General features: G+C 69.8%; 26 protein-coding genes and 2 tRNA genes. 7 read left to right on the forward strand and 21 right to left on the reverse strand.

Going from position 1 to position 25,911, the window contains the following annotated elements; all coding sequences use genetic code 11:
- Positions 1-682: 682 nt before the first annotated feature.
- Positions 683-910 carry a hypothetical protein gene (locus JMF97_RS14080; RefSeq protein WP_043721719.1) on the forward strand — a complete coding sequence of 76 codons (228 nt, stop codon included), beginning with the start codon at positions 683-685 and terminating at the stop codon, positions 908-910.
- 6 nt (positions 911-916) lie between these two features.
- On the opposite strand, the gene JMF97_RS14085 is transcribed toward JMF97_RS14080, so the two are convergent.
- The 6 genes from JMF97_RS14085 to JMF97_RS14110 form a co-directional block, all read right to left on the reverse strand.
- On the reverse strand, positions 917-1,714 hold the full coding sequence (locus tag JMF97_RS14085) for a carbon-nitrogen hydrolase family protein (RefSeq protein WP_203222012.1): 798 nt from the start codon (positions 1,712-1,714) through the stop codon (positions 917-919).
- Between the two features lie 59 nt (positions 1,715-1,773).
- Positions 1,774-3,069, reverse strand: coding sequence for an ATP-dependent Clp protease ATP-binding subunit ClpX (gene clpX / locus JMF97_RS14090; RefSeq protein WP_102660822.1), 1,296 nt, complete (start codon positions 3,067-3,069; stop codon positions 1,774-1,776).
- Positions 3,070-3,277: 208 nt separating this feature from the next.
- Entirely contained in the window at positions 3,278-3,940 is a 663-nt protein-coding gene (locus tag JMF97_RS14095; protein WP_013735441.1) for an ATP-dependent Clp protease proteolytic subunit, read from the reverse strand.
- A 14-nt stretch (positions 3,941-3,954) separates the two neighbouring features.
- A complete protein-coding gene (locus JMF97_RS14100; RefSeq protein WP_013735442.1) occupies positions 3,955-4,593 on the reverse strand; it encodes an ATP-dependent Clp protease proteolytic subunit in 639 nt (212 codons plus the stop codon).
- A 172-nt stretch (positions 4,594-4,765) separates the two neighbouring features.
- Entirely contained in the window at positions 4,766-6,112 is a 1,347-nt protein-coding gene (gene tig / locus JMF97_RS14105; protein ID WP_203222013.1) for a trigger factor, read from the reverse strand.
- Positions 6,113-6,271: 159 nt separating this feature from the next.
- Positions 6,272-6,345 (reverse strand) — tRNA-Pro (locus JMF97_RS14110).
- Between the two features lie 290 nt (positions 6,346-6,635).
- Between JMF97_RS14110 and JMF97_RS14115 the strand changes: the two genes are divergently transcribed.
- Positions 6,636-6,709, forward strand: a tRNA-Gly gene (locus JMF97_RS14115).
- 108 nt (positions 6,710-6,817) lie between these two features.
- Here JMF97_RS14115 and JMF97_RS14120 read toward each other — a convergent pair.
- The 3 genes from JMF97_RS14120 to JMF97_RS14130 form a co-directional block, all read right to left on the reverse strand.
- Positions 6,818-7,033: a hypothetical protein gene (locus JMF97_RS14120; protein WP_238359419.1), complete on the reverse strand. Its 216-nt coding sequence runs from the start codon at positions 7,031-7,033 to the stop codon at positions 6,818-6,820.
- A gap of 135 nt (positions 7,034-7,168) precedes the next feature.
- The gene (locus tag JMF97_RS14125; protein ID WP_238359420.1) at positions 7,169-7,450 is read right to left on the reverse strand and encodes a PIN domain-containing protein; all 282 of its coding nucleotides are present in this window, start codon (positions 7,448-7,450) and stop codon (positions 7,169-7,171) included.
- A 118-nt stretch (positions 7,451-7,568) separates the two neighbouring features.
- Entirely contained in the window at positions 7,569-7,769 is a 201-nt protein-coding gene (locus JMF97_RS14130) for a hypothetical protein (protein WP_238359421.1), read from the reverse strand.
- Positions 7,770-7,929: 160 nt separating this feature from the next.
- Here JMF97_RS14130 and JMF97_RS14135 point away from each other — a divergent pair, with 160 nt between their 5' ends.
- A complete protein-coding gene (locus JMF97_RS14135) occupies positions 7,930-8,793 on the forward strand; it encodes an alpha/beta fold hydrolase (protein ID WP_203222015.1) in 864 nt (287 codons plus the stop codon).
- A gap of 173 nt (positions 8,794-8,966) precedes the next feature.
- On the opposite strand, the gene JMF97_RS14140 is transcribed toward JMF97_RS14135, so the two are convergent.
- From JMF97_RS14140 to JMF97_RS14150, 3 genes are all read right to left on the reverse strand, one after another.
- Positions 8,967-9,584 (reverse strand): hypothetical protein, encoded by a 618-nt coding sequence (locus JMF97_RS14140; protein WP_203222016.1) that lies wholly within the window; start codon positions 9,582-9,584, stop codon positions 8,967-8,969.
- Between the two features lie 136 nt (positions 9,585-9,720).
- Entirely contained in the window at positions 9,721-10,104 is a 384-nt protein-coding gene (locus JMF97_RS14145) for a hypothetical protein (protein WP_203222017.1), read from the reverse strand.
- Between the two features lie 8 nt (positions 10,105-10,112).
- Positions 10,113-10,799 (reverse strand): MOSC domain-containing protein, encoded by a 687-nt coding sequence (locus JMF97_RS14150; protein WP_203222018.1) that lies wholly within the window; start codon positions 10,797-10,799, stop codon positions 10,113-10,115.
- A 248-nt stretch (positions 10,800-11,047) separates the two neighbouring features.
- On the opposite strand from JMF97_RS14150, the gene JMF97_RS14155 reads away from it, so the two are divergent.
- A complete protein-coding gene (locus tag JMF97_RS14155) occupies positions 11,048-12,262 on the forward strand; it encodes a S8 family peptidase (protein WP_203222019.1) in 1,215 nt (404 codons plus the stop codon).
- Between the two features lie 8 nt (positions 12,263-12,270).
- On the opposite strand, the gene JMF97_RS14160 is transcribed toward JMF97_RS14155, so the two are convergent.
- The 6 genes from JMF97_RS14160 to JMF97_RS14185 form a co-directional block, all read right to left on the reverse strand.
- Positions 12,271-14,088, reverse strand: coding sequence for an ABC transporter ATP-binding protein (locus JMF97_RS14160; protein WP_203222020.1), 1,818 nt, complete (start codon positions 14,086-14,088; stop codon positions 12,271-12,273).
- A complete protein-coding gene (locus tag JMF97_RS14165; protein WP_203222021.1) occupies positions 14,085-15,107 on the reverse strand; it encodes a peroxiredoxin family protein in 1,023 nt (340 codons plus the stop codon). The genes JMF97_RS14160 and JMF97_RS14165 overlap by 4 nt, the downstream gene beginning before the upstream one ends.
- A gap of 1 nt (position 15,108) precedes the next feature.
- The gene (locus tag JMF97_RS14170; protein ID WP_203222022.1) at positions 15,109-16,125 is read right to left on the reverse strand and encodes an MvdC/MvdD family ATP grasp protein; all 1,017 of its coding nucleotides are present in this window, start codon (positions 16,123-16,125) and stop codon (positions 15,109-15,111) included.
- A 9-nt stretch (positions 16,126-16,134) separates the two neighbouring features.
- On the reverse strand, positions 16,135-16,425 hold the full coding sequence (locus JMF97_RS14175; RefSeq protein ID WP_013735452.1) for a hypothetical protein: 291 nt from the start codon (positions 16,423-16,425) through the stop codon (positions 16,135-16,137).
- Positions 16,422-16,784 carry a hypothetical protein gene (locus JMF97_RS14180; RefSeq protein WP_203222023.1) on the reverse strand — a complete coding sequence of 121 codons (363 nt, stop codon included), beginning with the start codon at positions 16,782-16,784 and terminating at the stop codon, positions 16,422-16,424. The genes JMF97_RS14175 and JMF97_RS14180 overlap by 4 nt, the downstream gene beginning before the upstream one ends.
- A gap of 365 nt (positions 16,785-17,149) precedes the next feature.
- On the reverse strand, positions 17,150-17,689 hold the full coding sequence (locus JMF97_RS14185) for a hypothetical protein (RefSeq protein ID WP_013735455.1): 540 nt from the start codon (positions 17,687-17,689) through the stop codon (positions 17,150-17,152).
- Positions 17,690-17,803: 114 nt separating this feature from the next.
- Here JMF97_RS14185 and JMF97_RS14190 point away from each other — a divergent pair, with 114 nt between their 5' ends.
- Positions 17,804-19,036, forward strand: a complete 1,233-nt coding sequence (locus tag JMF97_RS14190) for a GNAT family N-acetyltransferase (protein WP_203222024.1) — start codon at positions 17,804-17,806, stop codon at positions 19,034-19,036.
- A 350-nt stretch (positions 19,037-19,386) separates the two neighbouring features.
- Complete coding sequence (locus JMF97_RS32020; protein ID WP_203222025.1) at positions 19,387-19,710, forward strand: hypothetical protein; 324 nt, start codon at positions 19,387-19,389, stop codon at positions 19,708-19,710.
- A 196-nt stretch (positions 19,711-19,906) separates the two neighbouring features.
- Here JMF97_RS32020 and JMF97_RS14200 read toward each other — a convergent pair whose 3' ends face one another.
- The 3 genes from JMF97_RS14200 to JMF97_RS14210 form a co-directional block, all read right to left on the reverse strand.
- A complete protein-coding gene (locus JMF97_RS14200; protein WP_102660837.1) occupies positions 19,907-20,374 on the reverse strand; it encodes a ribose-5-phosphate isomerase in 468 nt (155 codons plus the stop codon).
- A gap of 159 nt (positions 20,375-20,533) precedes the next feature.
- Entirely contained in the window at positions 20,534-21,739 is a 1,206-nt protein-coding gene (locus tag JMF97_RS14205) for a DUF1015 family protein (protein ID WP_203222026.1), read from the reverse strand.
- Positions 21,740-22,518: 779 nt separating this feature from the next.
- Entirely contained in the window at positions 22,519-23,142 is a 624-nt protein-coding gene (locus JMF97_RS14210; RefSeq protein WP_203222027.1) for a mycothiol-dependent nitroreductase Rv2466c family protein, read from the reverse strand.
- Positions 23,143-23,358: 216 nt separating this feature from the next.
- Between JMF97_RS14210 and pepN the strand changes: the two genes are divergently transcribed.
- Positions 23,359-25,908, forward strand: a complete 2,550-nt coding sequence (gene pepN, locus JMF97_RS14215; RefSeq protein ID WP_203222413.1) for an aminopeptidase N — start codon at positions 23,359-23,361, stop codon at positions 25,906-25,908.
- The last annotated feature ends 3 nt before the right edge of the window (positions 25,909-25,911 follow it).

Below are 25,911 nucleotides of genomic sequence, written 5' to 3' on the forward strand. Positions count from 1 at the left end.
CAAAATGTTGCCAAAGGAATCCCAACCAGACCAGACCACAAAGGCCCAACCCAGTCCGGGGTATCAAACTACTTGGCACTGGCTTATCAAGCACCCTGTTGAGTTCTCAAAGAACAACCACACACCAAACCCCGGCCTCAATCAGAAACCGTGTCTGGGGCAACCGCTCCAAACTATCCGAATCACGCTCAGCAGATCAACCTGATGATCAGGAAGGATCCTTGAGGATCATTCGGGGCCCACGTTGGCGCACGCCTTTCGGCGGTCGCTTCTTCCGTGGAGAACCGCAGACCGGCCAGTCACTCTCAGAGGACTCGCCCGGCTCCTGCCGGCTCCAGAACTCTACCCGGTCGGCTTCGCAATCGCAACTCCAACTTTCGGAGCCTCGCACCGCCCAGTCTCGGCCTTGCGACCACCTTCATCGCAGGACCGGCGCCCGTTCTCGGCCGGTTTGCCCGGCCTCCCTCGTGCAGAGAGAAAGTTACGCGTACGCACCGCAGAAGGCAAATCAGCGACTGTCGATGATGCTCTTCCGAGCCGGAACTCCGTCATCGGGGTAGGGGCGAGGTGAGCAGTAGCGAGTGGCGGCGCACCACGTGACCGACGACTCAGGTCGGCATCTTGGCGGCTTCGTACTCGCGCCGACATCCGAGGAGGGCATCGGCGTGCCAGAGTGTCTGGCATGGATGACGTGTCCCGGCCAACCAGCCCGGTCCTCGCCGAGGACGCGCTGCTCGGCCTCTTACTCCCGTTCTGGCAACTGATCATCGGAGCGTTCGTGCTCTTCGCCGTAGTGGTGTCGATCGGACGGCTGGTCCGGCGCGGCCCGTCACGGATGAGCACCGCGCTCCTCGTGACCGCTGCTGCCATCGCCGGCTTCGCGGTGGTGGGCGTACTGCTTCAGGGGTAGCGGAGCTCAGAGTCGGCGGTTGGCCAGGCTGGGCAGTTCCGCACGGATGCGGGTCAGCCGGTCCAGGTCGACGTCGGCGATCGCGAACCCGGGGCCGTCCGCCACCTGGGAAAGCACCGTCCCCCACGGGTCGACGACCATGCTGCGGCCGTAGCAGGTCCGGCCCGGTTCGTGGTCACCGGTCTGTCCGGCGGCCGCGACGAAGCACTGGTTCTCGATCGCCCGGGCGCGCAGCAGGACCTCCCAGTGGTCACGCCCGGTGTGCATCATGAACGCCGCAGGCACCACGAGCAGGTGGGCGCCGCCGTCGGTGGCAAGTCGGCGGTACAGCTCGGGGAAGCGCAGGTCGTAACAGATCGACAAGCCCACCCGCAGCCCTTCGATCTCCACCACCACCGGCTGGTCGCCCGGGGCCACCGTGGCGGACTCCTGGTACGAGACCCGGCCCGGGATCTCCACGTCGTACAGATGGATCTTGCGGTAGCTGGCGGCGAGCGCGCCGACGCGGTCGAAGACCAGCATGGTGTTCCAGGTGTGCTCGGGGTCGGGGCCGGCCTCGTGGAACGAACCGGCGATCACCCAGATCCCCCGTCGACGCGCGACCGCCGCGAAGAACTGCCCGACCTCACCATCGATCGGCTCCGGCGCGGGCATCCCGGCACCGGGCCCCAGATAGTCGACGTACTCGGGCAGGAGCACCAGGTCCGCGCCGGCGTCGGCCGCGCGGTCGATCAGGGCCTCCGCGGCGACCAGGTTCGCCTTCCGGTCGTCGCGGGAGTTCAGCTGGCAGACGGCGACGCGCATGATCCCAGCGTACGGGCGAACTGCCGCACGCGGCAGGGCGAAAAGGCCGCCCCGGTGGATCAGGCGGACTTCTCCTCGCGCTCACGCCGGGCCCGGCGGCCGGTGAACTCGCGCGGAACGATTGTCGGGTTGACGTTCTCCAGGACCACCTCACGGGTGATGAGCACCCGGGCGGCGTCGGGGTTGCTGGGCACCTCGTACATCACGGAGAGCAGGACCTCTTCCATGATGGCGCGAAGACCACGGGCACCGGTGCCGCGCAGCATGGCCTGGTCGGCGATGGCCTCCAGGGCCGGCCGCTCGAACTCCAGCTCCACGCCGTCGAGCTCGAAGAGACGCTGGTACTGCCGGACCAGGGCGTTGCGCGGCTCGGTGAGGATGCGCACCAGAGCCGACCGGTCGAGGCTGCGGACGCTGGTGATCACCGGCAGCCGGCCGATGAACTCCGGGATCAGCCCGAACTTGAGCATGTCCTCCGGCATCACCTGGCTGAAGATGTCGTCGGTGGAACGCTCGGAGACGGCCCGCAGCCGGGCACCGAAGCCGGTGCCGCCGTGGCCCGTACGCGCCTCGATGATCTGGTCCAGGCCGGCGAAGGCGCCACCACAGATGAACAGCACGTTCGTGGTGTCGATCTGGATGAACTCCTGGTGCGGGTGTTTGCGGCCGCCCTGCGGTGGCACGTTCGCCACGGTGCCTTCGAGCATCTTCAGCAGGGCCTGCTGGACGCCCTCACCGGAGACGTCGCGGGTGATCGACGGGTTCTCCGACTTACGGGCGATCTTGTCGACCTCGTCGATGTAGATGATGCCGGTCTCGGCGCGCTTGATGTCGTAGTCAGCGGCCTGGATCAGCTTGAGGAGGATGTTCTCCACGTCCTCGCCGACGTAGCCGGCCTCGGTGAGTGCGGTGGCGTCGGCGATGGCGAACGGCACGTTGAGCATCCGCGCCAGGGTCTGCGCCAGGTGGGTCTTGCCACACCCGGTCGGGCCCAGCAGCAGGATGTTCGACTTGGCCAGCTCGACGCCGTCGTTACCGGCGCCCGGCGCGTTGGCCGCCTCGGCCTGGATCCGCTTGTAGTGGTTGTAGACCGCGACGGCGAGCGCCTTCTTGGCCTGCTCCTGCCCCACCACGTAGGTGTCGAGGAACTGGCAGATCTCCATCGGCTTGGGAAGCTCTTCCCACTTCACCTCGCCGGTCTCGGCCAACTCCTCTTCGATGATCTCGTTACAGAGATCGATGCACTCGTCGCAGATGTAGACCCCGGGGCCCGCGATGAGCTTCTTGACCTGCTTCTGCGACTTGCCGCAGAAGGAGCATTTGAGTAGGTCGCCGCCGTCACCGATCCGTGCCACCTACGTTCTCCCTGCACTCATCGGCCGGAGCCCCGGCCACGACCTGCGGACGCTACGCTCCGCCCGTCTCTACCCCCACCGCGCCGGTCGCCCGACGAAGCGGTACGGACCCGACGTTACCCGCTGCGGGAGCATTCTCCGACCCCCAAAACGGGTGTGTCAGAGGCCGGCGGACAACAGGCCCGTCCGGCCTCTGACTCCGTGCCGGTCAGCTGGCCGCGTTGGCGGCCAGCAGTCCCTTCTTGCGGCTGCTGAGGATCGTGTCGACCAACCCGTACTCGCGGGACTCCTCGGCCGTCATGATCTTGTCCCGGTCGATGTCCTTGCGAACCTTCTCGATCGGCCGGTTGCAGTGCCGGGAAAGCATCTCCTCCAGCTGGGTCCGCATCCGCAGGATCTCCCGGGCCTGGATCTCGATGTCCGAGCCCTGCCCGTAACCGCCCTCGGTGGCCGGCTGGTGGATGATGATCCGCGAGTTCGGCAGCGCCATCCGCTTGCCCGGCGTGCCCGCCGCCAGCAGCACCGCCGCAGCGGAGGCCGCCTGGCCCAGGCAGACGGTCTGGATGTCCGGCCGGACGTACTGCATGGTGTCGTAGATCGCCGTCATGGCGGTGAACGAACCACCCGGCGAGTTGATGTACATGATGATGTCCCGGTCGGGGTCCGTCCCCTCCAGGGTGAGCAGCTGGGCCATCACGTCGTTGGCCGAGGCGTCGTCGACCTGGACACCGAGGAAGATGATCCGGTCCTCGAAGAGCTTGTTGTACGGGTTGGATTCCTTGACCCCGTACGACGTGCGCTCGACGAACGACGGCAGGACGTAGCGGTTGTGCACGGCCGCGAACTGGGGCGGCAGGCTGAGGTCGGTCATCGTCTGCTCCTCGATCAGCTCAGGGTCCCGGCGCCCTCGGGAACCTGAGCGGCCCCGATGATCACCTTGTCGATGAAGCCGTAGTCCATGGCCTCCTGGGCGGTGAACCAGCGGTCGCGGTCCGAGTCCGCCTCGATCTGCGCCTGGGACTGACCGGTGTGGTGCGCGACCCGCTCCTGGAACATCCGCTTGGTGTAGAGCATCTGCTCGGCCTGGATCGCGATGTCCGACGCGGTGCCGCCGAGGCCACCCGAGGGCTGGTGCATCATGATCCGCGCGTGCGGCAGGGCGTACCGCTTGCCCTTGGTGCCCGCGCAGAGCAGCAGCTGGCCCATCGAGGCCGCCATGCCCATCGCCACGGTCGACACGTCGTTGTCGATGTACTGCATGGTGTCGTAGATCGCCATGCCGGAGTAGACCGAGCCACCCGGCGAGTTGATCCAGAGGAAGATGTCCCGGTCCGGGTCCTCCGCCGCGAGCAGCAGCAGCTGCGCGCAGATGCGGTTGGCCACCTGGTCGTTGACCTCGCTGCCGAGGAAGATGATGCGTTCCTTGAGCAACCGGTTGTAGACCGAGTCGTCGAGGTTGCCAATTGAGTCGCCGCCTCGGGCGTCGAGCGCCCGCGGCTTCGCTGGGATGTGCATGTCGGTCATGGCAGCCCTTCGCTCTCCGTACCGTCCTGTCCGACACTAACCGCTCAGCCGGGCGGCAGAGTCCCGCTCCGGGCACTGTTCGCTCTCAGCGCAGGGGCCCCGGGACTCGTACCCGGAAAAGGGGTCGGGCCACCACCCACCGCAACCGGCGGATGGTGGCCCCACCCGACGATCAGTGCTCGTGCCCGTGCTCCGCCTCGCTGGCCTCGCGCAGCGCGTCCAGGCTGATCTCGTTGCCGGCGGTGTCCTTGATCGTGATGCGCTCCATGACCGAGGCGAGCGCCTTGCCCCGGCGGACGTCGCCGAAGACCGCGCCGGCCGCGCCGGAACGAACCAGCTGGTCGTAGTACTGCTGCGGGGCCATGCCGGCCCGCTGGGCGCGGTGGACGATCTCGTGGCCGAACTCGTCGTCGGAGACCTGCACGTCCTCGACGTCGGCGAGGGTGTCGAGCAGCAGCTGGACCTTGACGCCCTGAGTGGCGGCCTCGGTCAGCTCGGCGTCGATCTGCTCCTCGGTCTTCTCCTCGGCGGCGAGGTAGTCCTCCATCGAGGCGCCGATGCGCTCCAGCTGGTCGACCATCGCCTGCTTGCGGCTCTCCACCTCGTCGCGGATGACGCCTTCCGGCGCCGGCACCTCGGCGGCCTCGACGAGCTGCTCCAGGGCCTTGTCCCGGGCGGCGTAGATCTGCTCGACCCGCTTGCCCCGGGTGACCCGCTCACGCAGGTCGTTGCGCAGCTCCTCGATGGTGTCGAACTCGCTGGCCAGCTGCGCGAACTCGTCGTTCAGCTCGGGCAGCTCCTTCTCCTTGACCGTACGCACGGTCACCAGGACCTCGGCGTCGCGGCCGGCGAAGTCGCCGCCGACGAGCTGGGTGGTGAAGGTGACGTCCTCACCGGCGGCGAGGCCGACCACGGCCTCGTCCAGGCCCGGCAGCAGCTGCTTGCTGCCCACCTCGTGGGAGATGTTGCTGGCCGAGCCGCCCGGCACCTCCTCGCCGTCGACGGTGGCCCGCAGGTCGATCTGGACGTAGTCGCCCTCGGCCGCGGCCCGCTCGACCGTCTTGAGGGTGGCGAACCGCTCGCGCAGGTTCTTCACCTGCTCGTCGATCTCGCTGTCGTCGACCTGCAGCTCGTCGACCACGACCTCGAGGGAGGCCAGGTCGGGCACGGTGATCTCCGGCCGGACGTCCACCTCGGCGGTGAAGCTCAGCGAGTCACCGTCGTTGAACTCGGTGATGTCGACCTCGGGACGACCGAGGGTCTTCAGGTCGTGCTCGCGGACCGCAGCGAGGATGTTCTGCGGGATGGCCTCCTGCACCGCCTCGTTGAGCACGGTGCCCCGACCCACCCGCTGGTCGATGATCGCCGGCGGGACCTTCCCCTTACGGAAGCCGGGGATCTGGATCTGCTGGCCGATCTCCCGGTACGCCTTCTTGAGGCTCGGCTCGAGCTCGACGAACGGCACCTCGATGGCGAGCCGCACGCGCGTCGGGCTCAGAGTCTCGACGGTGCTCTTCACAGGCGTACTCCTTGACGGATCTCGGTTGATTCTGGGCGCACTTCGGCCCATCGAGTGTAGGCGAACCGGCGTGGCCGACCGGCAGCGCCCAGGGACCCCGGCGGCGAAGCATCCCGCTCGCCCACCGTCCCGGGTGCACCGGCCCCACGCTGGAGGCAGTCGGGGTGGCGGGATTTGAACCCACGGCCCCTCGCTCCCAAAGCGAGTGCGCTACCAAGCTGCGCCACACCCCGTGGCGACGAGCAGTCTATGCCTTCCGCACGACACCCGGATGCCGGGGCGTCCCCCAACGCGCCGAACATGCCGCTTCCCCAACCGGGCCGCGCCGTAGTCGCGCCGATGTTGCGGCATCCGCCCGCTGGGTGGCAGCGGTTTCGCTGATGTTGCGGCATCGGTGGGGGCCGGATACCCCCAGATCCCCGAACCGGCGGGATCGATGGAGCGGCGCGGCGGCGGGATACGGCCGCGCGCTCGCCGCAGGCATTGGGTAGGCTGTCGGGCGCGTCCGGTTTTCCGGGCGTACGCGGGCGTAGCTCAATGGCAGAGCTTCAGTCTTCCAAACTGACGGTGCGGGTTCGATTCCCGTCGCCCGCTCCACATCCCCCGGCCCAGGTCAGCGGCGCAATCGCCGAGCCTGGGCCGTTTCCGTTCTAGCCCTCTTTGATCTTGCGGCCATTGGTGCCCGCCGTGCCGTCCGATGCCGCCTCACCAACCGCCCGTCCGGTCGTCCTGCCCTTGGCCGGCTTCCGCTTCGTCGGCTCGTTCTCTGATCGCGGCTTCGATGCGCAAGCCGATCCCGGTGGCGACGAGGAAACCCGCCAGGACGTGTGGCTCGGCCGACCCGGCGTCGCTCGACAGCGTGATGACGGAGACCAGCAGTCCGGCGGCCAGGGCGACGTTGCCGATGATGCGAACGGTCAAGGTGCGCCTCCCAGCAGGGTTCATCCGGCGGACCGCCCCGGAGGCTCACCCGCAGCGCTGTCCTGATTTGTACTCCACGGCGCGGAGGCACGATCGCGGTGGTGGTCGGCCGCCGCCGGAGTCAGGGCGGTGGAGCTACGAGACGTCGAACAGGCGTAGACCGTCGTACTCGGCGAAGTCGGCGTAGTCCTTGCCGTTGAAGGTCGCCAGCGGCAGCCGGTCGACCAGGCAGCAGGCCGGGATCCAGGAGTCATTCGTCGGTCGGGGACGGCCCCGATGCTGCGCCCGCGCCTGGAGATGCCCCCATGTGGTCGCCACCGACTCATCGAAGGGCAGAACCACCACGCCGGATCGCCACTGTGCGAGGTCGGCCAGCTTGCGTGGCCCACAGTCCCGCAGCGCCGTCCACTTGGTCAACTCCCCGAGCGTGACGAACGTGATGCACAGGTCTTGCCCGCCAACCGGGCACGAAGCCGGTCATGCAGCCAACCCCTCAGGATCGCCGACGCAACGTCGGTGTCCAGGACGACCGGGCTCACGCCGCGCTGGCCCGCCGAGCGGCGTACAGGTCGGTCAGGAATTCGTCCAACTCGTCGTCGGACTCGAACAGGTCCGGCCGAGCCAGGTCGTCGACGGAGGCAACCGGCCGCACACCCTGACGACGGGTCAACTCCTCCACCGGCACGTGTTCAGCGGTCGGCCACTCGGGCATCCGCTCCGCATTGCTCGACATCATGACTCACCTCCTCCATCACACCGCCACTCATTGTCACACCGTCAGCACCAACACCATCCTTGCTCCGACGCGCTGCCGTGTCACTAACCCGTGTCCCAGGCGGTCAACAGCGGTCATGAGAGGACGTTTGTCCGACAAGCCGTCTGGACACCTCTCCGCCATGTTCGATGACTTCACGGACGAGCGGATCGACGTCGGGGAGGTGGAGCTACGGGTTCGGCATGCCGGGCGAGGCCTCCCGGTTCTTCTCGTTCACGGACATCCGCGTACCGGATCGACGTGGCATCGGGTCGCTCCGCAGCTGGTTGAACGCGGGTTCACCGTCGTCTGTCCGGACATGCGGGGCTACGGGCAGTCGGGGAAAGCGCGCATCCTTCCCGGCCACTCACAGCAGTCCAAGCGTGCAGTGGCAGCGGATCTCGTCCGGCTGATGGACGCGCTGGGTCATTCGAGGTTCGCCGTGGTCGGGCACGACCGCGGTTCCTACGTTGCGCTACGCCTGGCGCTGGATCATCCTGACGCCGTCAGCCACCTGGTCGTACTTGACGGCGTGCCGATCAGTGAGGCCCTCGCCCGGTGTGACGCCGCGTTCGCCCGCGACTGGTACCACTGGTTCTTCTTCGCTCAGCCCGACACGCCAGAACGGGTGATCAATGCCGATCCCGACGCCTGGTACGCCAGTAAGGCACGGCCCGAGAGCATGGGAGCCGAGAACTACCAGGAATTCCGGCAGGCCATTCACGACCCGTCCACGGTGCGGGCGATGCTGGAGGACTACCGCGCCGGCCTCGGAGTCGACCGGGAGCACGAGGAAGCCGACCGGCGCGCTGGTCGTACCGTCGGCTGCCCGACGCTCTTCCTCTGGTCGACGCGGGACGACATGGAGAGCCTGTACGGTGACCCGCTCGCTGTCTGGGCCGCGTGGGCCGACGATCTCCGTGGCCATCCGATCGAGTCCGGCCACCACGTCGCCGAGGAGAATCCCGACGACCTGACGGCAGCCCTGCACGCCTTTCTCGCCTGACAGTTCCGCTCCGCCCATCGTCCGCTCACGCCGCAGCCAGCGCGCGGAGGTGCCGCAGCCAGTTGGCGGACGAGTGCCACGCACCAGACGACGGATCACACTGCCGGAGCCCATGGCTCTATCGCCAGGAACCTCACCACCTGGCTGGCCTGCCACCACCACCCCCGCCGTACCTAGCCTTGGAGTCGCTGCGCCCAGTACACCTGGCCGTCCTCACCCATGTAGACCAGGGCCAGCAGCAGGTCGGACATCGCCACCGGCGCGGTTGCCCTCGGAAGCTCCGGATCCGGCTCCTCGACGTACGGAAAGAGCGCGACGAAGGTGAGCGGTGTGGCCTTCTGGTCTGCCACGTGGAGTCTGTTGCCGTTGCTCTGGTACCCGTCGTCCCCGAAGGTGGCGTCACCCGCGCCGCGGAGCCAGGAGTAGCGCTCGGCGATCCGGTTGTCGGTGCCCGCGCTCCCGATGCCGACTGCCGCCTGTGGGGCGGCCACGCTGAAGACCTCCGGCTTGTGGTTGGTCCGCGTATCGATGAGGAAGATCGCGAAGTAGCCGCCGTCGAATGGCTCGGGCGGGGCGTGCCAGGAGACCCGGCCGAGCACCAACTGATCGCGGTCGTAGGTGACCGGGGCATGTGCCGTCCCGCCGAGCGCAGCCTCAGCCTCGTCGTAGCTCACGAAACGGAGCGATGACGTGACGGCCAGCGCTTCCGGACCGTACGGCGGATGGTTGTGCCACCACCGCCAGCCCACCACGGAGAGGGCCGCCAGGATGACGGCCGAGGTGGCTGCCATCAGCCGGATCCTCCGCGGCGTCATGCTCCACAGTGAACCATGCAAGCACCGGATGCCGGAGTGGCCGAACCGACAGTCGGATGTGCGATCCGTAGCGGCGACACCACGTTTCGTTTGCCTGTCTGACGGCGAAGGCCTACCGGGGTCGCTTGTCCTCGACGTGTACGACGTCGAGCTCATGGCCGTCCCGGTCCCGCTTGCGGCGTCCGTACAGGCCGATGGCCAGGTCGCTGCTGTCCGAGATCTCGTCGGGTCCCACGTAGGTCAGCACGTCGTCGTGGTGGCCGTAGACCACCCAGCCGGGATCGGGGTCGAGGGTGACGGTGCCGAAGTCTGCAGCAGGTGTGCCGGCGTGGACGGGGCCGTACTCGCGGAGGATGTCGACGGCCTGCGCGGCGAGGTCGACGCCGGGTTCGGGTTCCGGCAGCACGACGCAGGTGCCGTGGGCGAACACCACCCAGGACTTGCCGTCCCCTTCGATGATGCGACGCCAGGTTCCGGCCAGATCGTGCTCCGACATGAGGGGGATCATTCCGGAGCCGGTGGATCGGCGCTACCCGCGGCGGGGGCCCGGGGTGTGCGCCGGCGGACCGTGTCCCGGGCCTCCTCGGGCAGGGCCTCGGCGGCCAGCAGTTGCGGCAGCAGGTCCGGTTCGAGGGTCAGGGCACGGAAGGCGAGTTCGATGGTCACCTGGTGGTCGGGCCGGTGCACGATCTCGATCGGGTCGCCGCCGCGAAGCTCGCCCGGTTCGATCACCCGCAGGTACGCCCCGGGCACGGCGGCCTGGGTGAACCGCTTGATCCAGCCGCGCTGTTGCAGCCAGTGCTGGAACGTCGAGCAGGGGATCCGTGGCGAGGACACCTCCAATACGACGTCGGAACCGATCCGCCAGCGTTCCCCGATCAGGGCGGCGTTGACGTCGAGGCCGGCGGTGGTCAGGTTCTCTCCGAATCCGCCGTTGTCGAGCGGGACGTCCAACTCGGCCGCCCAGCGGTCCAGGTCCTCCCGGGCGTAGGCGTACACGGCCTGGTCGGTGCCGCCGTGGTGCTTGACGTCGTAGACGCGGTCGCCCGCCAGACCGACCTCGCCGGTGCCCTTGGGGCCTGGCGCTGCGACGGCGACCGGGCCGTCGACCGGCCGCTTGTCGATGCCGGTCAGCCCACCCTTGGCCGGGTTGGGTCGGGGCCGGCCCACGTTGACGGAAAGCACTCGCATCCGCTGACAGTACGACGGGTCAGCCGCGCGCGACGATTCGTTTCCACCTCGGTGAGGCCGGTGGGCATGTCGTGTCGACGCTGACCGCCGAGCGTCCGGTCCGCTGGCCTATCACCATGGCACGGCGCCAGGACGGCCACCCGGAGCCAAGTATATTCATCACGGTAAATCTGTCGGTACCATCCCGGCATCCATCGAGGTCCTGCCGAGGGCTACCGCCCAATCAGGGCCGCCAGGAGGAGGAACCGATGCCACTGCCCCGTCTGTACCAGCGAGGGCCGGTCGCCACCCGCGGGCCGCTCGCCGCACTGCTCACCGCCGCCGTCCTGGTCGCCCTGACCGGCGGCCCGGCCGCCGCCGCGCCGGCCACCGGCGAGATCCGGTATGCCGACGCACCGACCGCGCTCGCCGGCAGCTACGTCGTGGTGCTCCGCGACGACGCCACCGGCAGCCGGGCCACGGCCGACCGGCTCGCCACCCGGTACGGCGGCCACGTCGACCAGGTGTTCACCGACGCGCTGCGCGGATTCGAGGTACGCCTGACCGAGCGCGCCGCCCGACGGATGGCCGCCGACCCGGCGGTCGCCTACGTCGAGCAGAACCGGACCGTGACGCTGACGGTGCCCGGGGTGCAGTTCAACCCGCCGTCGTGGGGGCTGGACCGGATCGACCAGCGCCACCTGCCCCTCGACGGCCGGTACGCGTACCCGAACACCGCGCCGAACGTCAATGCGTACGTGATCGACACGGGTGTGCGGGGCAGCCACGGTGACTTCGGCGGCCGGGTCGGCACCGGTGTGGACCTGGTCGACGCCCTGCCGGCGGCCGACTGCAACGGGCACGGCACCCACCTGGCCGGCACCGTCGGCGGTGCCCTGCACGGGGTGGCCAAGCGGGTACGGCTGCACCCGGTACGGGTGCTCAACTGCGCCGGCAGCGGCAGCGTCGCTCAGGTGATCGCCGGAGTGGACTGGGTGCGGGCCAACGCGGTCCGCCCGGCGGTGGCGCTGATGGCCCTCGGCGGCACCGCGAGCGCCGCACTGGACGCGGCGGTGACCAACTCGATCAACGCGGGCGTCAGCTACGTGGTGGTCGCCGGCAGCTCGAACGGAGACGCCTGCAGCGGCTCCCCCGCCCGGGTTCCGGCCGCGCTCACCGTCGCCGGCACCACGCAGACCGACGCCCGGATGCCCTCCGGGAACTACGGATCCTGCCTGGACCTGTACGCGCCGGGTGCGAACATCACCTCGACCTGGCACACCACCGACACGGCGACAACGACCCTGAGCGGCGGCTCGATGGCCGCCGCGCACGTCGCCGGCTGTGTCGCGCTCGCCCTGCAGACCAACCCCAGCTGGACCCCGGCCCAGGTCGCCGCGTACCTGATCGGTCGGGCCACCGTCGGGGTGGTCTCCGGAGTGCCCAGCACCACCGCCAACCGTCTGCTCTACTGCGGCCCCTGACCGCCGGGTCAGGTCGCGGGTTGCGGATCCTGGTAGCCGGCGGCCTGACGGCGGAACAGTCGGGCGTACGTGCCGTCCAGGTCGATCAGCTCCTGGTGGTTGCCGCGTTCGGTGATCGTGCCGTCGGAGAGTACGACGATCAGGTCGGCGTCGCGGACGGTGTTCATCCGGTGTGAGATCAGCAGGCTGGTCCGGCCGGCGCGGTGTGCGGCGAGGCGTCGGCTGATCTCGTACTCGGCCTCGGCGTCGAGGCCGGCGCTGGGTTCGTCGAGCACGAGCAGGTCGGCGTCCTCGCGCATCAGGGCCCGGGCCAGCGCGACCCGCTGCCACTGCCCGCCGGAGAGCACCACTCCCGTGGTGGGGTCGTCGCGGTCCTCGGCGTTCATGTAGACCCGGGTGAGCAGGGTGTCGTAGCCGCGGGGCAGCGTCGACAGGATGTCGTCGACGCCGGCCAGTTGGGCCGCCGCCCGGATCCGGGCCGGTTCGTCGAGGGCGGCCACCTCGCCGAGGCCGATGTTGTCGGCGGCACTGAGGTCGTACGCCATGAAGTCCTGGAACAGCACGCCGATCCGCGCCCGCAGCTCGGCCGGGGGCAGGTCACGCAGGTCCACCCCGTCCCAGCGGATGCTGCCGCGGGTCGGGTCGTAGAACCGGCACAGCAGTTTGACCAGGGAACTCTTGCCGGCGCCGTTGCGCCCGACCAGGGCGACCGACGAGCCGGCGGGGATGTGCAGGCTCACCCCGCGCAGCACCCAGGGCAGGTCGTCGCCGTAGCGGAACCACACGTCGTCGAACTCGATGCCGTGCCGCAGTGGTGGCACCGCCGGTAGCGCCGTGGCGCGGGCGGGCAGGTCGGGTGGGGCCTCCACGACGAAGCGGTAGTGCCCGAACAGCAGCATCGCCTCGTGCAGCCGGCCGGCGTTGACGAAGGCGGTGCTCAGCCCGCCCTGCACGCCGGCGACGGCGGCCACGAAGACGGACACATCGCCGATGGTGAGCGCGCCGGACCGGGCGGCGGCGACCGCCCAGATCAGCCCGAGCCCGGCCACCACCGCGCCGAGCAGCCCCTGCACGGACTGCACGAGCAGCTCGCGCCGGTCCATCCGGCGTTGGCCGGCCTGGATGCCGCGCAGTTCGGTGAGCATCCGGGCGCCGAACAGCCCGCCGAGGCCATACAGGCGGACCTCCTTCGCGGCGGTGACGCTTGTCATCAGCTGGGCGTAGAAGAACTCCCGCCGGGCGGCGTGCCCGTACTCCCAGAGCAGCGCGGCGCGCTGCCGGCCGAGCCGCAGCTCCGCCCGCAGGGTGGGTACGGCGGCGACCGCCACCACCAGCACCATCCACGGGTTGATCGCGGCCAGGGTGGTGAGGAAGGCGAGCATGGTGATGAGCCCCTGTGCGGCGCCGAGGAAGCCGCTGACCACCTCCGGTGGCCCGGCGGGGCCGGTCTCCGCGGCAATGCTGAGCCGGTCGTGGAAGGCCGGGTCCTCGAACCGGCGCAGCCCGAGCATCCGGCCGACGGCAGCGAACAGCCGATGCCGTGCGGCCAGCCCGACCGACCGTTGCAGCTCGGCGTCGACGTAGCGGCCCAGTTCGGGCAGGAGCACGGCGGCGGCGCCCGCGCCGGCCAGCAGCAGCACCGGTCCGGTGAGCCGGTCGTCGCCGGCGGCCAGCCGGTCCAGTACGACCTTCATCAGCCAGGCGACGGCAATGGGCACCATGCCCCCGACGACGGTGAGCAGCACCCGGGCGATGAGCCAGCGGCGGGATGCGGCCCACGCCATCCGGGTCGCCTCGATCAGCGAGCCGCCTGCTTGTCTGATCACGGGGCGCTGGTGGCGGGCACCCGGTCGAGCACGAAGTGGCTGGCGATCACGGTGTCGTCGGAGAGCAGACCGAAAGCGGGGTAGCCGTCCACTCCGAAGGCGCGGGCCACGGGACCACGTTCGGGCTCGTTGACCACGCGGGCCACCGGCGTGAGTCGTTCGCAGAGTTGGGTGGCGGCCTCGCCGGCGCCCAACACGACGGCCAGCGCCTGTGCCCGCCCGCCGGGGATCGCCTCGGCCCGGGCGACGAAGCCGGGCAGGCTCTCCGCGCACGCCGGGCAGCTCGGCGAGAGGAACGCCACTAGGGTTTCGCCCCGCAGCCCGGCCCGGGACACCGGCGTGCCGTCGACCGTGGTGGCGGTGAAGTCGCCGATCGTGGCACCGGCGGTGAGCATGATCGGCTCGGGGTTCTCCACCCCCTCGATGCTGACCTTCAGCAGGGTGGACTGCCGCCGCAACTGCGCGAGCACGACCAGCAGGACGGTGGTGTTGACCAGACACAGCACCGTGACCACCAGCAGCAGGACGGTCGTGAGGGTCATGTCACCTCCGGTCGGGTCAGCGGTGAGGGTGGGTGGTGACGGTGGCCGGACGCCGCCGAAGGCCAGCGCCGCCCCGCCGAGGGCGACCGCCGTCAGCAGCAGGTTGCGGATGACGTGGGCGGGGCCGGGGGGGCGTTCGGTGACGCCGAAGCAGCGGCAGGGCTCGCGGACGCCCCGGCGGACCATCCCGGCCACGGCCACGGTGAAGGCGGCGAACAGGCCGGTGGCCAGCGCGAAGGCCGTCGGCGCGAGGGCCGGCACGGTGACGGCGGCGAGCAGCGCCGCGACGGTCAGCGCCTCGGCCGCCAGCACCGCCACGGCGAGCGCGCCCGCCCGTGCCGCCGGCACCCCGACGGTACGGGGCAGCGAGGCGCGGAAGGTCGCGAAGGCGGCCCGGTTGCGCACCTTGCCGGCCAGCGCCCAGCCGAGCGTGCCGCCCAGGGCCAACTGGGCGGCAAGCAGCAGCGCCCCGGTCATCTCAGTAGCCGACCTGGGTGACCTCGCCCCGCCGGAAGGGGCCGCCGGCCAGCAGCAGGTCGGCGATGGTCTCGTCCATCGGCAGACCCAGATCGTGCTGCAGCCACATGAACTGGCCGCCCGGGTTCACCTCCAGGAAGACGTACTCCCCGTCGGGGGTGACGATGAAGTCGATGGCCGCGTAGACGAGGCCGAGGTGGTCGAGCAGGCGTTGGGTCTTCGCCACCACCTCGTCGGGCAGCGGCTTGTACGGCCCGTACGGCAGGTGGTTCTCGCCCCGCCAGTCCACCGAGGTGGTGGGCAGCGCCTGCGAGTCGATGACCACCGGGAACCAGGTGTTCCCGACGACGGTCAGTCGGACCTCGTACGCCTTCTCGATGTATTCCTGGAACATGCAGATCGTGTGCTGGACCCGGTCGGCGTTGGCCAGCACCTCATCGCCCACCACCGTGGTGTAGAGGCCGCTCGGGAAGGCGCCCGGGTAGTGGATGACCCCACCGGTGAGTGCCTTGTAGACGACGGGTTTGTCGGCGGCGCCGACCAGGGCGCGTACCTCGTCGGGGTCGTTGGTGAGCAGGGTGCGGGGCACCCGCATGCCGACCTGCTTTGCCAACTGGAGTTGGTAGGGCTTGAGTTCGGCGACGGCGTCGACGTCGGGGCGGTTGACCCAGAGGCAGTCGGTGCTGCGCAGGATGCCGCCGATGCCGTGCAGCGCCTCGTTGCGGGCGAACTGCTGCTCGGCCTCACTCATCTGTTCGTGGAAGCGGAAGGCTGTGGGGCGGCGGTACCACACCCCGGAGAGCCGATCGAGATCGACCTCCCGCCCGCGGTGCAGCAGCCGCCGCCGCTCGCCATCGAAATCCGAGGTGGTGAACGTCAGCGTCTGCGGGAAGTAGCTCAGGTCGACGCGGACGATGTCGGCGCCCCGCGCGGTGAGGGTCCGCACGACGGGGTCGACCGTGGGATCGAAGTCCTGGGTGAAGATCAGGATCCCGCGATCAGATGGCGAGGTGGTCATGCGTCGTCCTTACGCGCAGGCGTCGTCGGTCACGCAGTCCCCGCAGTTGGAGCCGGAGGTGCGGGTCTTGGTGTAGACACCGGCGGTGATGGCGCCGTCCGGGGTGACCCAGACCTGCTGGTCGGCGTCGTAGTAGCCGAGCTCGGTCTCGGTCTCCGCCGGAGTGCCCGGCTCCCAGTTGGCGAAGAGGTAGCCGAAGGGCTGGCGGTCGTGGTCGGCGGGCAGCGGCTGGCTGAAGTCGTGCCCACTGGTCATCGACAGCGAGGTGCGCAGGGGGTTGCGCGTCAGGGTGGCCGTCACGTCTGGTCTCCTTCTTTTCCGACTCTTTCGGCTGGCGGGTTGTCAGCCGACGACAGCGGCTCGGTAAGGCCGATAATCCCGGGGACCTCGGCGGAAAATGACCAGGTCTGGTCACCCGCGTCGTAGTGCCCGGCGTCAAGGATGAGATCGGATTCCAATTCGTCGTGGTCGGCGCGGTCGTAGAGGTATCCCAGTGGTGCGAGGTGGTGCCCGCGACGACGTTCACGCAGCTCGACATCGACGGCCCGCACGACGAGACGGGTGCCATCGAGCTCGGGACGGTCCAGCCGGAGGACGGTGACCGGGACGCTCGTACCCCCCGGAAATCCGTCACCCGTGACCTGTACCCCGTTACTCACAGGGCTCATCCTATAGACGCATTCACGTTTAGGAAGACCTGCGTACATGGAAATTTCACGAGCCGGGGAAGCTTGCGGCTGCAATATCTCACCCGCCAGCCGACCACTTTCCCCTTTGCCGGAAAATATGTCCGCGCAGCCAAAATACGGTGACGGTCATAAATTTGCCAGCAATCCGGACAGGTGCCGTCATGTCCGGAGTGTGGCGGGTCGAGCACGCGCCGTACCCGACCGGGGGATGAACCGGCTCCGTCCGGGTATGCAGCGGCCGTCCTGGTGGAGTGACGACCTTCCGGTCGCGATGCCCGCGACCGGTTCCGTCGGGCGGGTCGGCGCGTCATGCCGACCCGCCCGACGACGCGACCTCAGGTGGTCAGCCAGTTCCAGGCGTCCATGACCCACTGGGTCTGTTGCAGGTAGGCGATGCCCAGTCCGGTCAGGAAGAGCGCGGTGACCAGGTGCGCGCCACGGGCGCTGCGCCGTACCCGACCCAACTGCCGTTCCAGCACCAACCGGCCCAGCAGCCGGGTCAGCGCGAAGAGCCCCGCCGCCACCAGCAGGCTCAGCACGAAGATCAGGAACGGTCCGGCGAGGTCACCCCCGCCGGAGATCGCCCAGATTCCCCAGCACACGAAAGCGAACAGCGCGCCTGCGGCGCTCCACTCGCCACCCTTGCGCAACTGCGCCATGTGCCAGCTCAACGGCCGGCGCGGCGCGGGCTCGCCCGGCCAGCCGGTGCCGGTCGGCACCTGGTCCACCGCCGTGAACGGCTCGGTACGCGCCGCGTTGGCCCCCACCGAGGCCACGCCACGCCGGTACGGATCACGCTGCGGCGGAATGCCGCCACCGGGCTGCGGCGGCACCTCCACGGTCCGCTCCGCCCACGGCTGCGTCTGGTCGGCCATGTCGTTCCCTCCCCCTCGGCTGGCGGCGAACTTGATCACCGCCGGGCCCTGCTTCGAGGGTAGCCAGCCGACAAATAGGTCGCCGCACCCGCACCGATCCGATACACACAATCAGTGACCAGCACTTCCCTGCCGATCAGCAGCGCCCGCGCCGAAGACTTCGACGAGATGGGCCGTTTCCTCAACTTCCTGTTCCACCACGGCCTCGAACCCGAAGCCCACGAGACCGAGCGTGTGATCTTCGAACCGCAACGTGCCCTGCTGGTACGCGACGGTCCCGAAGTGGTCGGCACCACGACCGCGTTCACCCGAGCGCTGGGGGTGCCCGGCGGCGAGGTGGCGGCCGCACACGTCAGCATGGTCGGGGTGGCGCCCACCCATCGGCGGCGAGGTCTGCTCACCGCGCTGATGCGCCGACAACTACGCGAGGTCCATGAGGCCGGCCGGGAACCGGTCACGGTGCTCTGGGCCAGCGAGGGGCGGATCTACCCCCGCTTCGGCTACGGGCTGGCGGCGCAGCGCCTGCAACTCACCGGCGACACCAACGAACTGCGGCTACCGCCGCCGACCGCCGACGAGGGCCGGCTACGCCTGGACCGTCCGGCCAATCGCCTGGCCGACCTCTCCCGGGTGTACGACACCGTACGCGCGGGCCGGCCGGGCTGGTCCGCCCGCGACGACCGGTGGTGGCGCTACGTCCTGCTCGATCCGGAGGCCCACCGGGGCGGCGCCACCGAACGACGGGTGGTGCTGCACGAAGGACCTGACGGCGTCGACGGGTACGGCCTGTTCCGCACCAAGTCCGACTGGGACGGCACCGGCCCGAAGTGCCAGACCAGCGTCGACGAGGTGGTGGCGACCAGTGTCGCCGGGTACCGGGCGATCTGGCGGATGCTGCTCTCGATCGACCTGACCCGCCAGGTGAGCCTCCTCCGGGCTGCCGTGGACGAGCCCTTGCTGCGGCTGGTCGACGAACCACGCCGGCTCAACCCGCGCCTGGTCGACGCCCTGTGGGTACGCGTGGTGGACGTACCGGCCGCGATGGCCGCCCGCCGCTACGCCACCGACGTCGACGTGGTCATCGAGGTGACCGACGACCTGCTGCCGGAGAACACCGGCCGGTGGCGGCTACAGGGTGGCCCGAAGACGGCCAGTTGCGTACCGGCGAACGGTCCGGCCGACCTGGCCTGCGACATCAGCTGCCTGGGCGAACTCTTCCTCGGGGGTAGCACGCTGACCGCCCTGGCCGACGCCGGCCGGGTACGCGAACTGCGGCCCGGTGCGCTGGCCGCCGCCGACCCCGCGTTCATCTGGCACCGCGCCCCCTCGGCCCTGGAAGTCTTCTGACCCCGGGTCCCCCGAGGTCCGCTACCCCTTCTCATGACTCTTGCTGATCCTGATCAGCAAGACTCCGATCACACCGGCCGTCGGGGTCTTGCTGATCATCATGAGCAAGACCCCGATCACATCGACCGCCGGAGTCTTGCTGATCCTGATGAGCAGACCTCGATCACACCGACCGCCGGTCGGGAGCAGGGCCGGTTCCTGACCGGTGGCACAGTGTCGCGTCCGACCCCACGTCGCACCGCTGACAGCGACGATTGCTGTGCCCGTGTGTGCTTTCAGTGTCAAATATCGGGGGTGCGGAAGGCCCCGAGACCGTGATCGACAACCGTCAGCCCAGGTAGGGTCGGGGGGTGGCGGACGAGGCACGACGGCGACGACGACACCGGCACCAGGGCGGAGCACAGGGGACCGCTGATTCCAGCGCCGCAGCGACCACAGCAGGGGCGCACGACAGCGCGGAGCCGCCTCGCGGACGACGCGCCGGCGGGGGCGAGGAAAACGAGCGCGGGCTACGCGGCCTGGTCGGCTCGGGCTCGTCACAGGTGAGCGTGACAGCGGCCATGCGGGCCCGAGACGCCGCCCGCCCCACCGACGAGGACCTCGCCGCCGCCGAAGCCGAGATCGTCATCGTGCGCCGGAACTGGACCCCCCGCGACGAACTCCCCCGCCGCTGACCCCGGCCGACAGCCTGACCGACCAGCCCCACCTGTCCAGACGCCGATGCACCGGGCACCGGGCGGTTCTAGATCGTGCTCGATCCGGGATTGAGTGGTGTCCCGACAACGGGGAGACCACTCGATCCCGGATCGAGGCGCGATGCGACTCCGAGCGGACCCCGACGGATCGAGGCGCAGCGCGGGCGCGGAGAGGTCAGGGCAGGTCGGGCAGTTTGCGGGTCTGCTCGTAGTCGGCGACCTGGGCGATGCGGCGGGCGTGCCGCTCGCTGCCGGAGAAGGCGGTGGTCAGGAACGCCTCGACGATGGCGGTCGCCTCGTCGAGGGTGTGCTGGCGGGCACCGACCGCGACCACGTTGGCGTCGTTGTGCTGCCGGCCGAGCTGGGCCGTCTCGACGCTCCAGGCCAGCGCCGCACGGACCCCGGCGACCTTGTTGGCGGCGATCTGCTCGCCGTTGCCGGAGCCACCGATGACCACACCCAGGCTGCCCGGGTCGGCCACCACGCGGGTGCCGGCGTGCAGGCAGAAGGCCGGGTAGTCGTCGTCCGGGTCGAAGACGTGCGGGCCGACGTCGACCACCTCGTACCCCTGCTTGGCGAGGTGGTTGGCCAGGTGCACCTTCAACTCGAAACCGGCGTGATCGGATCCCAGGTAGACGCGCATACCGGGCAGTCTGTCAGGCCCGCCGGACCGGACACCGCCGGGGCAGGGCCGGGCGCGACAGACGCCACCTTCCGCAGGGTCGGCAGCATCACGTCACACCCGGCCCACCCGGCATCCGTACCGACCGGGATCGGCGTCCCGACCGGGTGGATCGAGGCCTTACGCGGGGTCCGGCAACTCGGCGACCACCAGGCCACCGCGTGCCTTGGGGGTGAACCAGGTGCTCTTGCGCGGCATCTTCTCCCGGGCCAGGTTCACCGCGACGAAGTCGTCCACGGTCACCGGCGCGATGAGGATGGCCAGCTCGGCTCGGCCGGCCTCGACCTCGCCGGTCAGCCAGCTCGCCGGGTAGTCGCCACCGACGTAGGTGATCCGCTTGTCGCCCGGGTCCAGTCCGAGTGCCTCACGCAGCAGCAGCCGCTCGACCAGGGCGTGGTCGAGGTTCTCCAACCGGTTCGCGCCGGTATGCGGCAGCGTCACGTCGTACGCCTGGCCGGGAAGCTGGAGCACGACGCTGCCGCCGGTCGCCGGGACCTGCGCCGGGCCGTCGACGGCGGTGATCTGTGCACCGGCGGCGCGCAGCCGGTCGAGCAGTTCGTCCGGCGTGGTCGGCAGCTCGCTGATCAGGCGGTTGTACGGCTGGATGGCCACCGAGGCGGGCGTGGTGACCACCGCGAGGAAGCGGCGGAATCCGCCGGTCTGGGCGGCGAGGCTGCGATGGTTGCCGTCGGCGACGACCAGTTCGCCACCGCTGGCGAGCGAGGTCAGCTCGTCCTGCTCCGGGCCCGGGCCGAGCAGCCAGATGGCGTGCGTACGCCCGGCCTGGTCGATGTCGGTGGCGGCGGGTGCGCCGGCGGCGTCGGTGGCGGTGGCGAGCGCGGCGTGCAGTTCGTCACCGCGCCCGGTCTGCAGCAGCAGTACGGGCGAGAGCAGGTGACCCAGCGCCTCGGCCAGGGCGACCCGCTCGCGCACCTTGGCGATGAAGACGTCCTCGTTGCGGATGACCAGGCCCGGCTCGTCGGCCCGGGTGGAGATCTGATCGGTGTCGACCATGGCGAAGATGCCGTACGCCGGCTCCTCGCCGGGTGCGGTGATCCGGTACAGCACCACCACCTGCTCGGCGGGGGTGTAGCTGCCGTCGGCCTTCGCCTCGGCGAGCCGGGTCACGGCGTCCGGCAGGGCGTCGCCGAAGGTCTTGCCGAGGCTGTCCGGAGCCCGGTGCGGCATCTCGATGCCGAGGGCGCTGTGCGGATTCGCCTCGATGATCGCGGTGATCTCCGCGTCGTCGGCGAACTCGTCATAGTTCTGCGCTCCGGTGCCGCCAGTGGTGATCCAAGCCCGGGTGATCGGGTGCACGACCGTCATGACCCATGACGCTACCGTCGCCACTTCCCGCCCCGACGCCGGACCCACACCCCGCCCACCAGGTGAAAGGAGGGGCCCCGGCTTAACGCCTCAGGTAGAGCAGGGGGCCCTTGTTAACACTCCGACTCGCCCGCGCGACGATGCCGGCCGGCGGGGGCCGGCAGCACCGCCGGCCGCCGCACCGGACGCGGGCCCTGGTTGCGGATCTCCCGGCCGGGCGGCGTCAATCGTGAGGTGGCTGGAACACGGGCAACGCCCACCACCGGGGTACGACCCAGCACTCCCGCCGCGTTGAGCGGGTGCTCCTGCTGCGGCACCGGCCAGCCGTCGGGACTGTGTGGAGGTGGGCTCGGCCACATCTCGCCGCGCTCCTGCCACAGCCTCGACCAGCCCTCAGCGCGGTCCTGCCGAGGTGCCGACCGGTCATCAGCGCGCTCTTGCCGGGGCGCCGACCAGCTCTCGACGACATCCTGCCGGGGCACCGGCCAGCGCAGGTTCGCCGTGGGAGAGGGCGCGGCGCTGCCAATCCCCTCCCTACGGCTCCGACGGTCATCGACCGGGGCACGGTGTTTGGCCATCTGACGCCTCCACGAGCGGCGGCCGACGGGCACAGGTACGGCCCGCCAGCACTCTGCGGACACCCGGTCAAACGAGTCCGCGAAGGCAGCGGTGACGCCGCACCCGGCACGCGAGGCGGCTTCGGAGGCAAAGTAAGGTGTGGTGTTAACAAGGGGCCCGGGCTATGCACGAGGCGTTAATAAGGTGCCCTTCCTTACACCTCAGTCGAAGATGGGTTCGAGGTCGCGGCTGCGCTTGAGTTCGAAGAAGCCGGGCGTGCCGGAGACCAGCAGCACACCGTCCCAGAGCCGGCCGGCGGCCTCGCCCTTCGGTGCCGGGGTGACCACCGGGCCGAAGAAGGCCACCTGCCGTCCGTCCGGGCCGGGCGCGTGGATGACCGGGGTGCCGACGTCGTAGCCGACCGGCCGCATGCCCTCCTCGTGGCTCTCCCGCAGGGCCGTGTCGAGCGTGCTGTCCTCGGCGGCGGCGGCGAGTTGCGGGTCCAGGCCGGCGTCGGTGAGGGCGGCGGCGAACAACTCCGGGCCGACGCGCTCCTTGCCCAGGTGGATGCGGGTGCCCAGGGCGGTGTAGAGGGCACCGAGCACCGCCGGCCCGTACCGCTGCTGGGCGGCGATGCAGACCCGCACCGGCCCCCACCCGGTACGCATCGCCTCCTGGTACTGCTCGGGCAGTTCGCGGCCCTCGTTGAGCACCGACAGGCTCATCACGTGGAAGCGGACCTCGATGTCGCGGACCTGCTCCACCTCCAGCAGCCAGCGGGAAGTGATCCACGCCCAGGGGCAGATCGGATCGAACCACATGTCGACGCTGCTGCGCTCGTTCATGGTGAGGTCCCTTCGCATCGATGGCACCGTGCCTGCGGTGCACTTCCGATCCTTACTCCCTGCCCGCCCGATCAGGCCGGAAACGGCTGCGTGACCTCGCCCACCACCGGGTGCCCGCGCATGGAAGACTCGGCACCGGACGGGCCGTCACGGGCGGTCCACGACGATGTGGCCGTGGCGTACGGCGAGAACGGGATGGAGACGAACGTGCCGGGAGTGCGCAACCTGACGCAGGTCGAGGCGACCGAGCGGGCTCGCCTGCTCGACGTGACGGGGTACGACATCAATCTGGACCTGTCCAGCGCCGTCCACGCGGCGGGGGGTCGTACCTTCCGGTCGATCACAGAGGTGCACTTCCGCTGCACCGAACCGGGTGCCAGCACCTTCATCGAGGTGGCGGCCGACTCGGTGCGTTCGGCGACGCTGAACGGCACGTCGATCGACCTGGCCGGCTTCTCCGCCGAGAAGGGACTGACGCTGACCGGGCTGGCCGGCGAGAACGTCCTGGTCGTCGACGCGGACTTCGCGTACTCGAACTCGGGGCAGGGGCTGCACCGCAGCGTTGACCCGGTGGACGGGGAGACCTATCTCTACAGCCAGTTCGAGACGGCCGACGCCCAGCGGGTCTTCGCCTGCTTCGACCAGCCGGATCTCAAGAGCGTCTACACCTGGCACGCCACCGTCCCGGAGCACTGGAAGGTGATCTCCAACGCACCGGTGGAGCGCGTCGAACCGGCCGGTGACGACCTCAAGACGGTCCACTTCGCCACCTCGGCGCGGATGAGCACCTACATCACCGCGCTGTGCGCCGGGCCGTACCACGAGGTGCGGGACAGCCACGACGGCATCGACCTGGGCCTGTTCTGCCGGACCTCGATGGCGCAGTACCTGGACAGCGACGACCTGTTCCTGATCACCAAGCAGGGCTTCGACTTCTTCCACGAGCAGTTCGGCGTGCGCTACCCGCTGCCGAAGTACGACCAGTTGTGGGTACCGGACTTCAACGCCGGCGCGATGGAGAACTTCGGCTGTGTCACGCACGCCGAGTCGCACTACCTGTTCCGCTCGCAGGTCACCGACTTCGAGTACGAGCAGCGGGCCAACACGATCCTGCATGAGATGGCCCACATGTGGTTCGGTGACCTGGTCACCATGCGCTGGTGGAACGACCTGTGGCTGAACGAGTCCTTCGCCGAGTGGGCCAGCCACTGGTGCAACACGCACGCCACCCGGTTCACCGAGGCGTGGACGACGTTCCTGTCGATCCGGAAGAACTGGGGCTACCGGCAGGACCAGCTCTCCTCCACCCACCCGGTCTACTGCGAGATGCCCGACCTGGAGGCGGTCGAGGTCAACTTCGACGGCATCACGTACGCCAAGGGCGCCAGCGTGCTCAAGCAGCTGGTCGCGTACGTGGGCCTGGAGTCCTTCCTGGCCGGTCTGCGGGCCTACTTCGCCAAGTACGCCTGGGGTAACGCCACCTTCGACGACCTGCTCTCCGAACTGGAGACCGCCTCCGGTCGCAAACTGCGCACCTTCGCCAGCCAGTGGCTGGAGACCGCGCAGGTCAACACGCTGCGGCCCGAGTTGACCATCGGCCCGGACGGCACGTACCAGCAGGTGCTGGTGCGGCAGGAGGCGTCGGCGGGGTACCCGACCCTGCGTACCCACCGCATCGGCGTCGGGCTCTACGACCTGACCGAGGGCCGGCTGGTCCGCCGGGAGCGTCTGGAGGTCGACATCGACGGTGAGCTGACCGAGCTGCCTCAGCTCGTCGGCGTGCCCGCGGCCGACGTGCTGCTGCTCAACGACGACGACCTCACCTACACCAAGCTGCGGTTGGACGAGCGGTCGATGGCCACTGTGGTGCAGCACATCGCCGGTTTCGACTCGTCGCTGGCGCGGGCGCTGTGCTGGACGGCGGCGTGGGACATGACCCGCGACGCCGAACTGGCCACCCGCGACTACATCGCGCTGGTGCTGGCCGGGCTGCCCGCCGAGACGGACATCAACCTGGTCACCGCCACCCTGCGTCAGGCGAGCAGCGCCCTGACCTTCTACGCCGACCCGGCCTGGGCGCCCACCGGCTGGGCCGACCTGGCCCGTACCGCGCGGACCGCCCTCGCCTCGGCCGAGCCGGGCAGCGGGTTCCAGCTTGCCTGGGCGCGGGCGTACGTCTCGGCGGCCCGCGAGCCGGAGGACCTGGCCGTGCTGCGCGGCTGGCTGGACGGCACGCAGGTGACGCAAGGGCTGACCATCGACACCGAGCTGCGGTGGAGCGTGCTGCAGGCGTTGGTGGCCAACGGGGTGGCCGGCGCGCCGGAGATCGACGCCGAGCTGGCCCGGGACCGGACCTCCAGCGGTGAGCGGGAGGCCGCGTACGCGCACGCGCTGGTGCCGACCGAGGCGAACAAGGCTGCCGTCTGGGCGCAGCTGACCGGTGCCGAGGCGCTGCCGAACTGGCGCAACCGGGCGCTGTTGCAGGGCTTCAGCCACCCGGCGCAGGTCGAGCTGATCACGCCGTACCGGCCGCGGTACTTCGAGGTCGTGGGGCAGGTGTGGGCCAGCCGGGACAGCGAGCCGGCGCAGGAGTTCGCGATGCTGGCCTACCCGGCGTACCTGGTCGAGGAGGACACCGTCGAGGCGACCGACGCCTGGCTGGCACAGCAGGGCAGCCCGGCGCCGCTGCGCCGGTTGGTGGCCGAGGGCCGCGACGGGGTGGTCCGGGCCGTGGCGGCGCGGGCCCGGGACGCGCGCAGCGCCTGAGAC

It is taken from the genome of Micromonospora fiedleri (assembly GCF_016774385.1).
In the GTDB taxonomy this organism is placed as follows: Bacteria; Actinomycetota; Actinomycetes; order Mycobacteriales; family Micromonosporaceae; genus Micromonospora; species Micromonospora gifhornensis.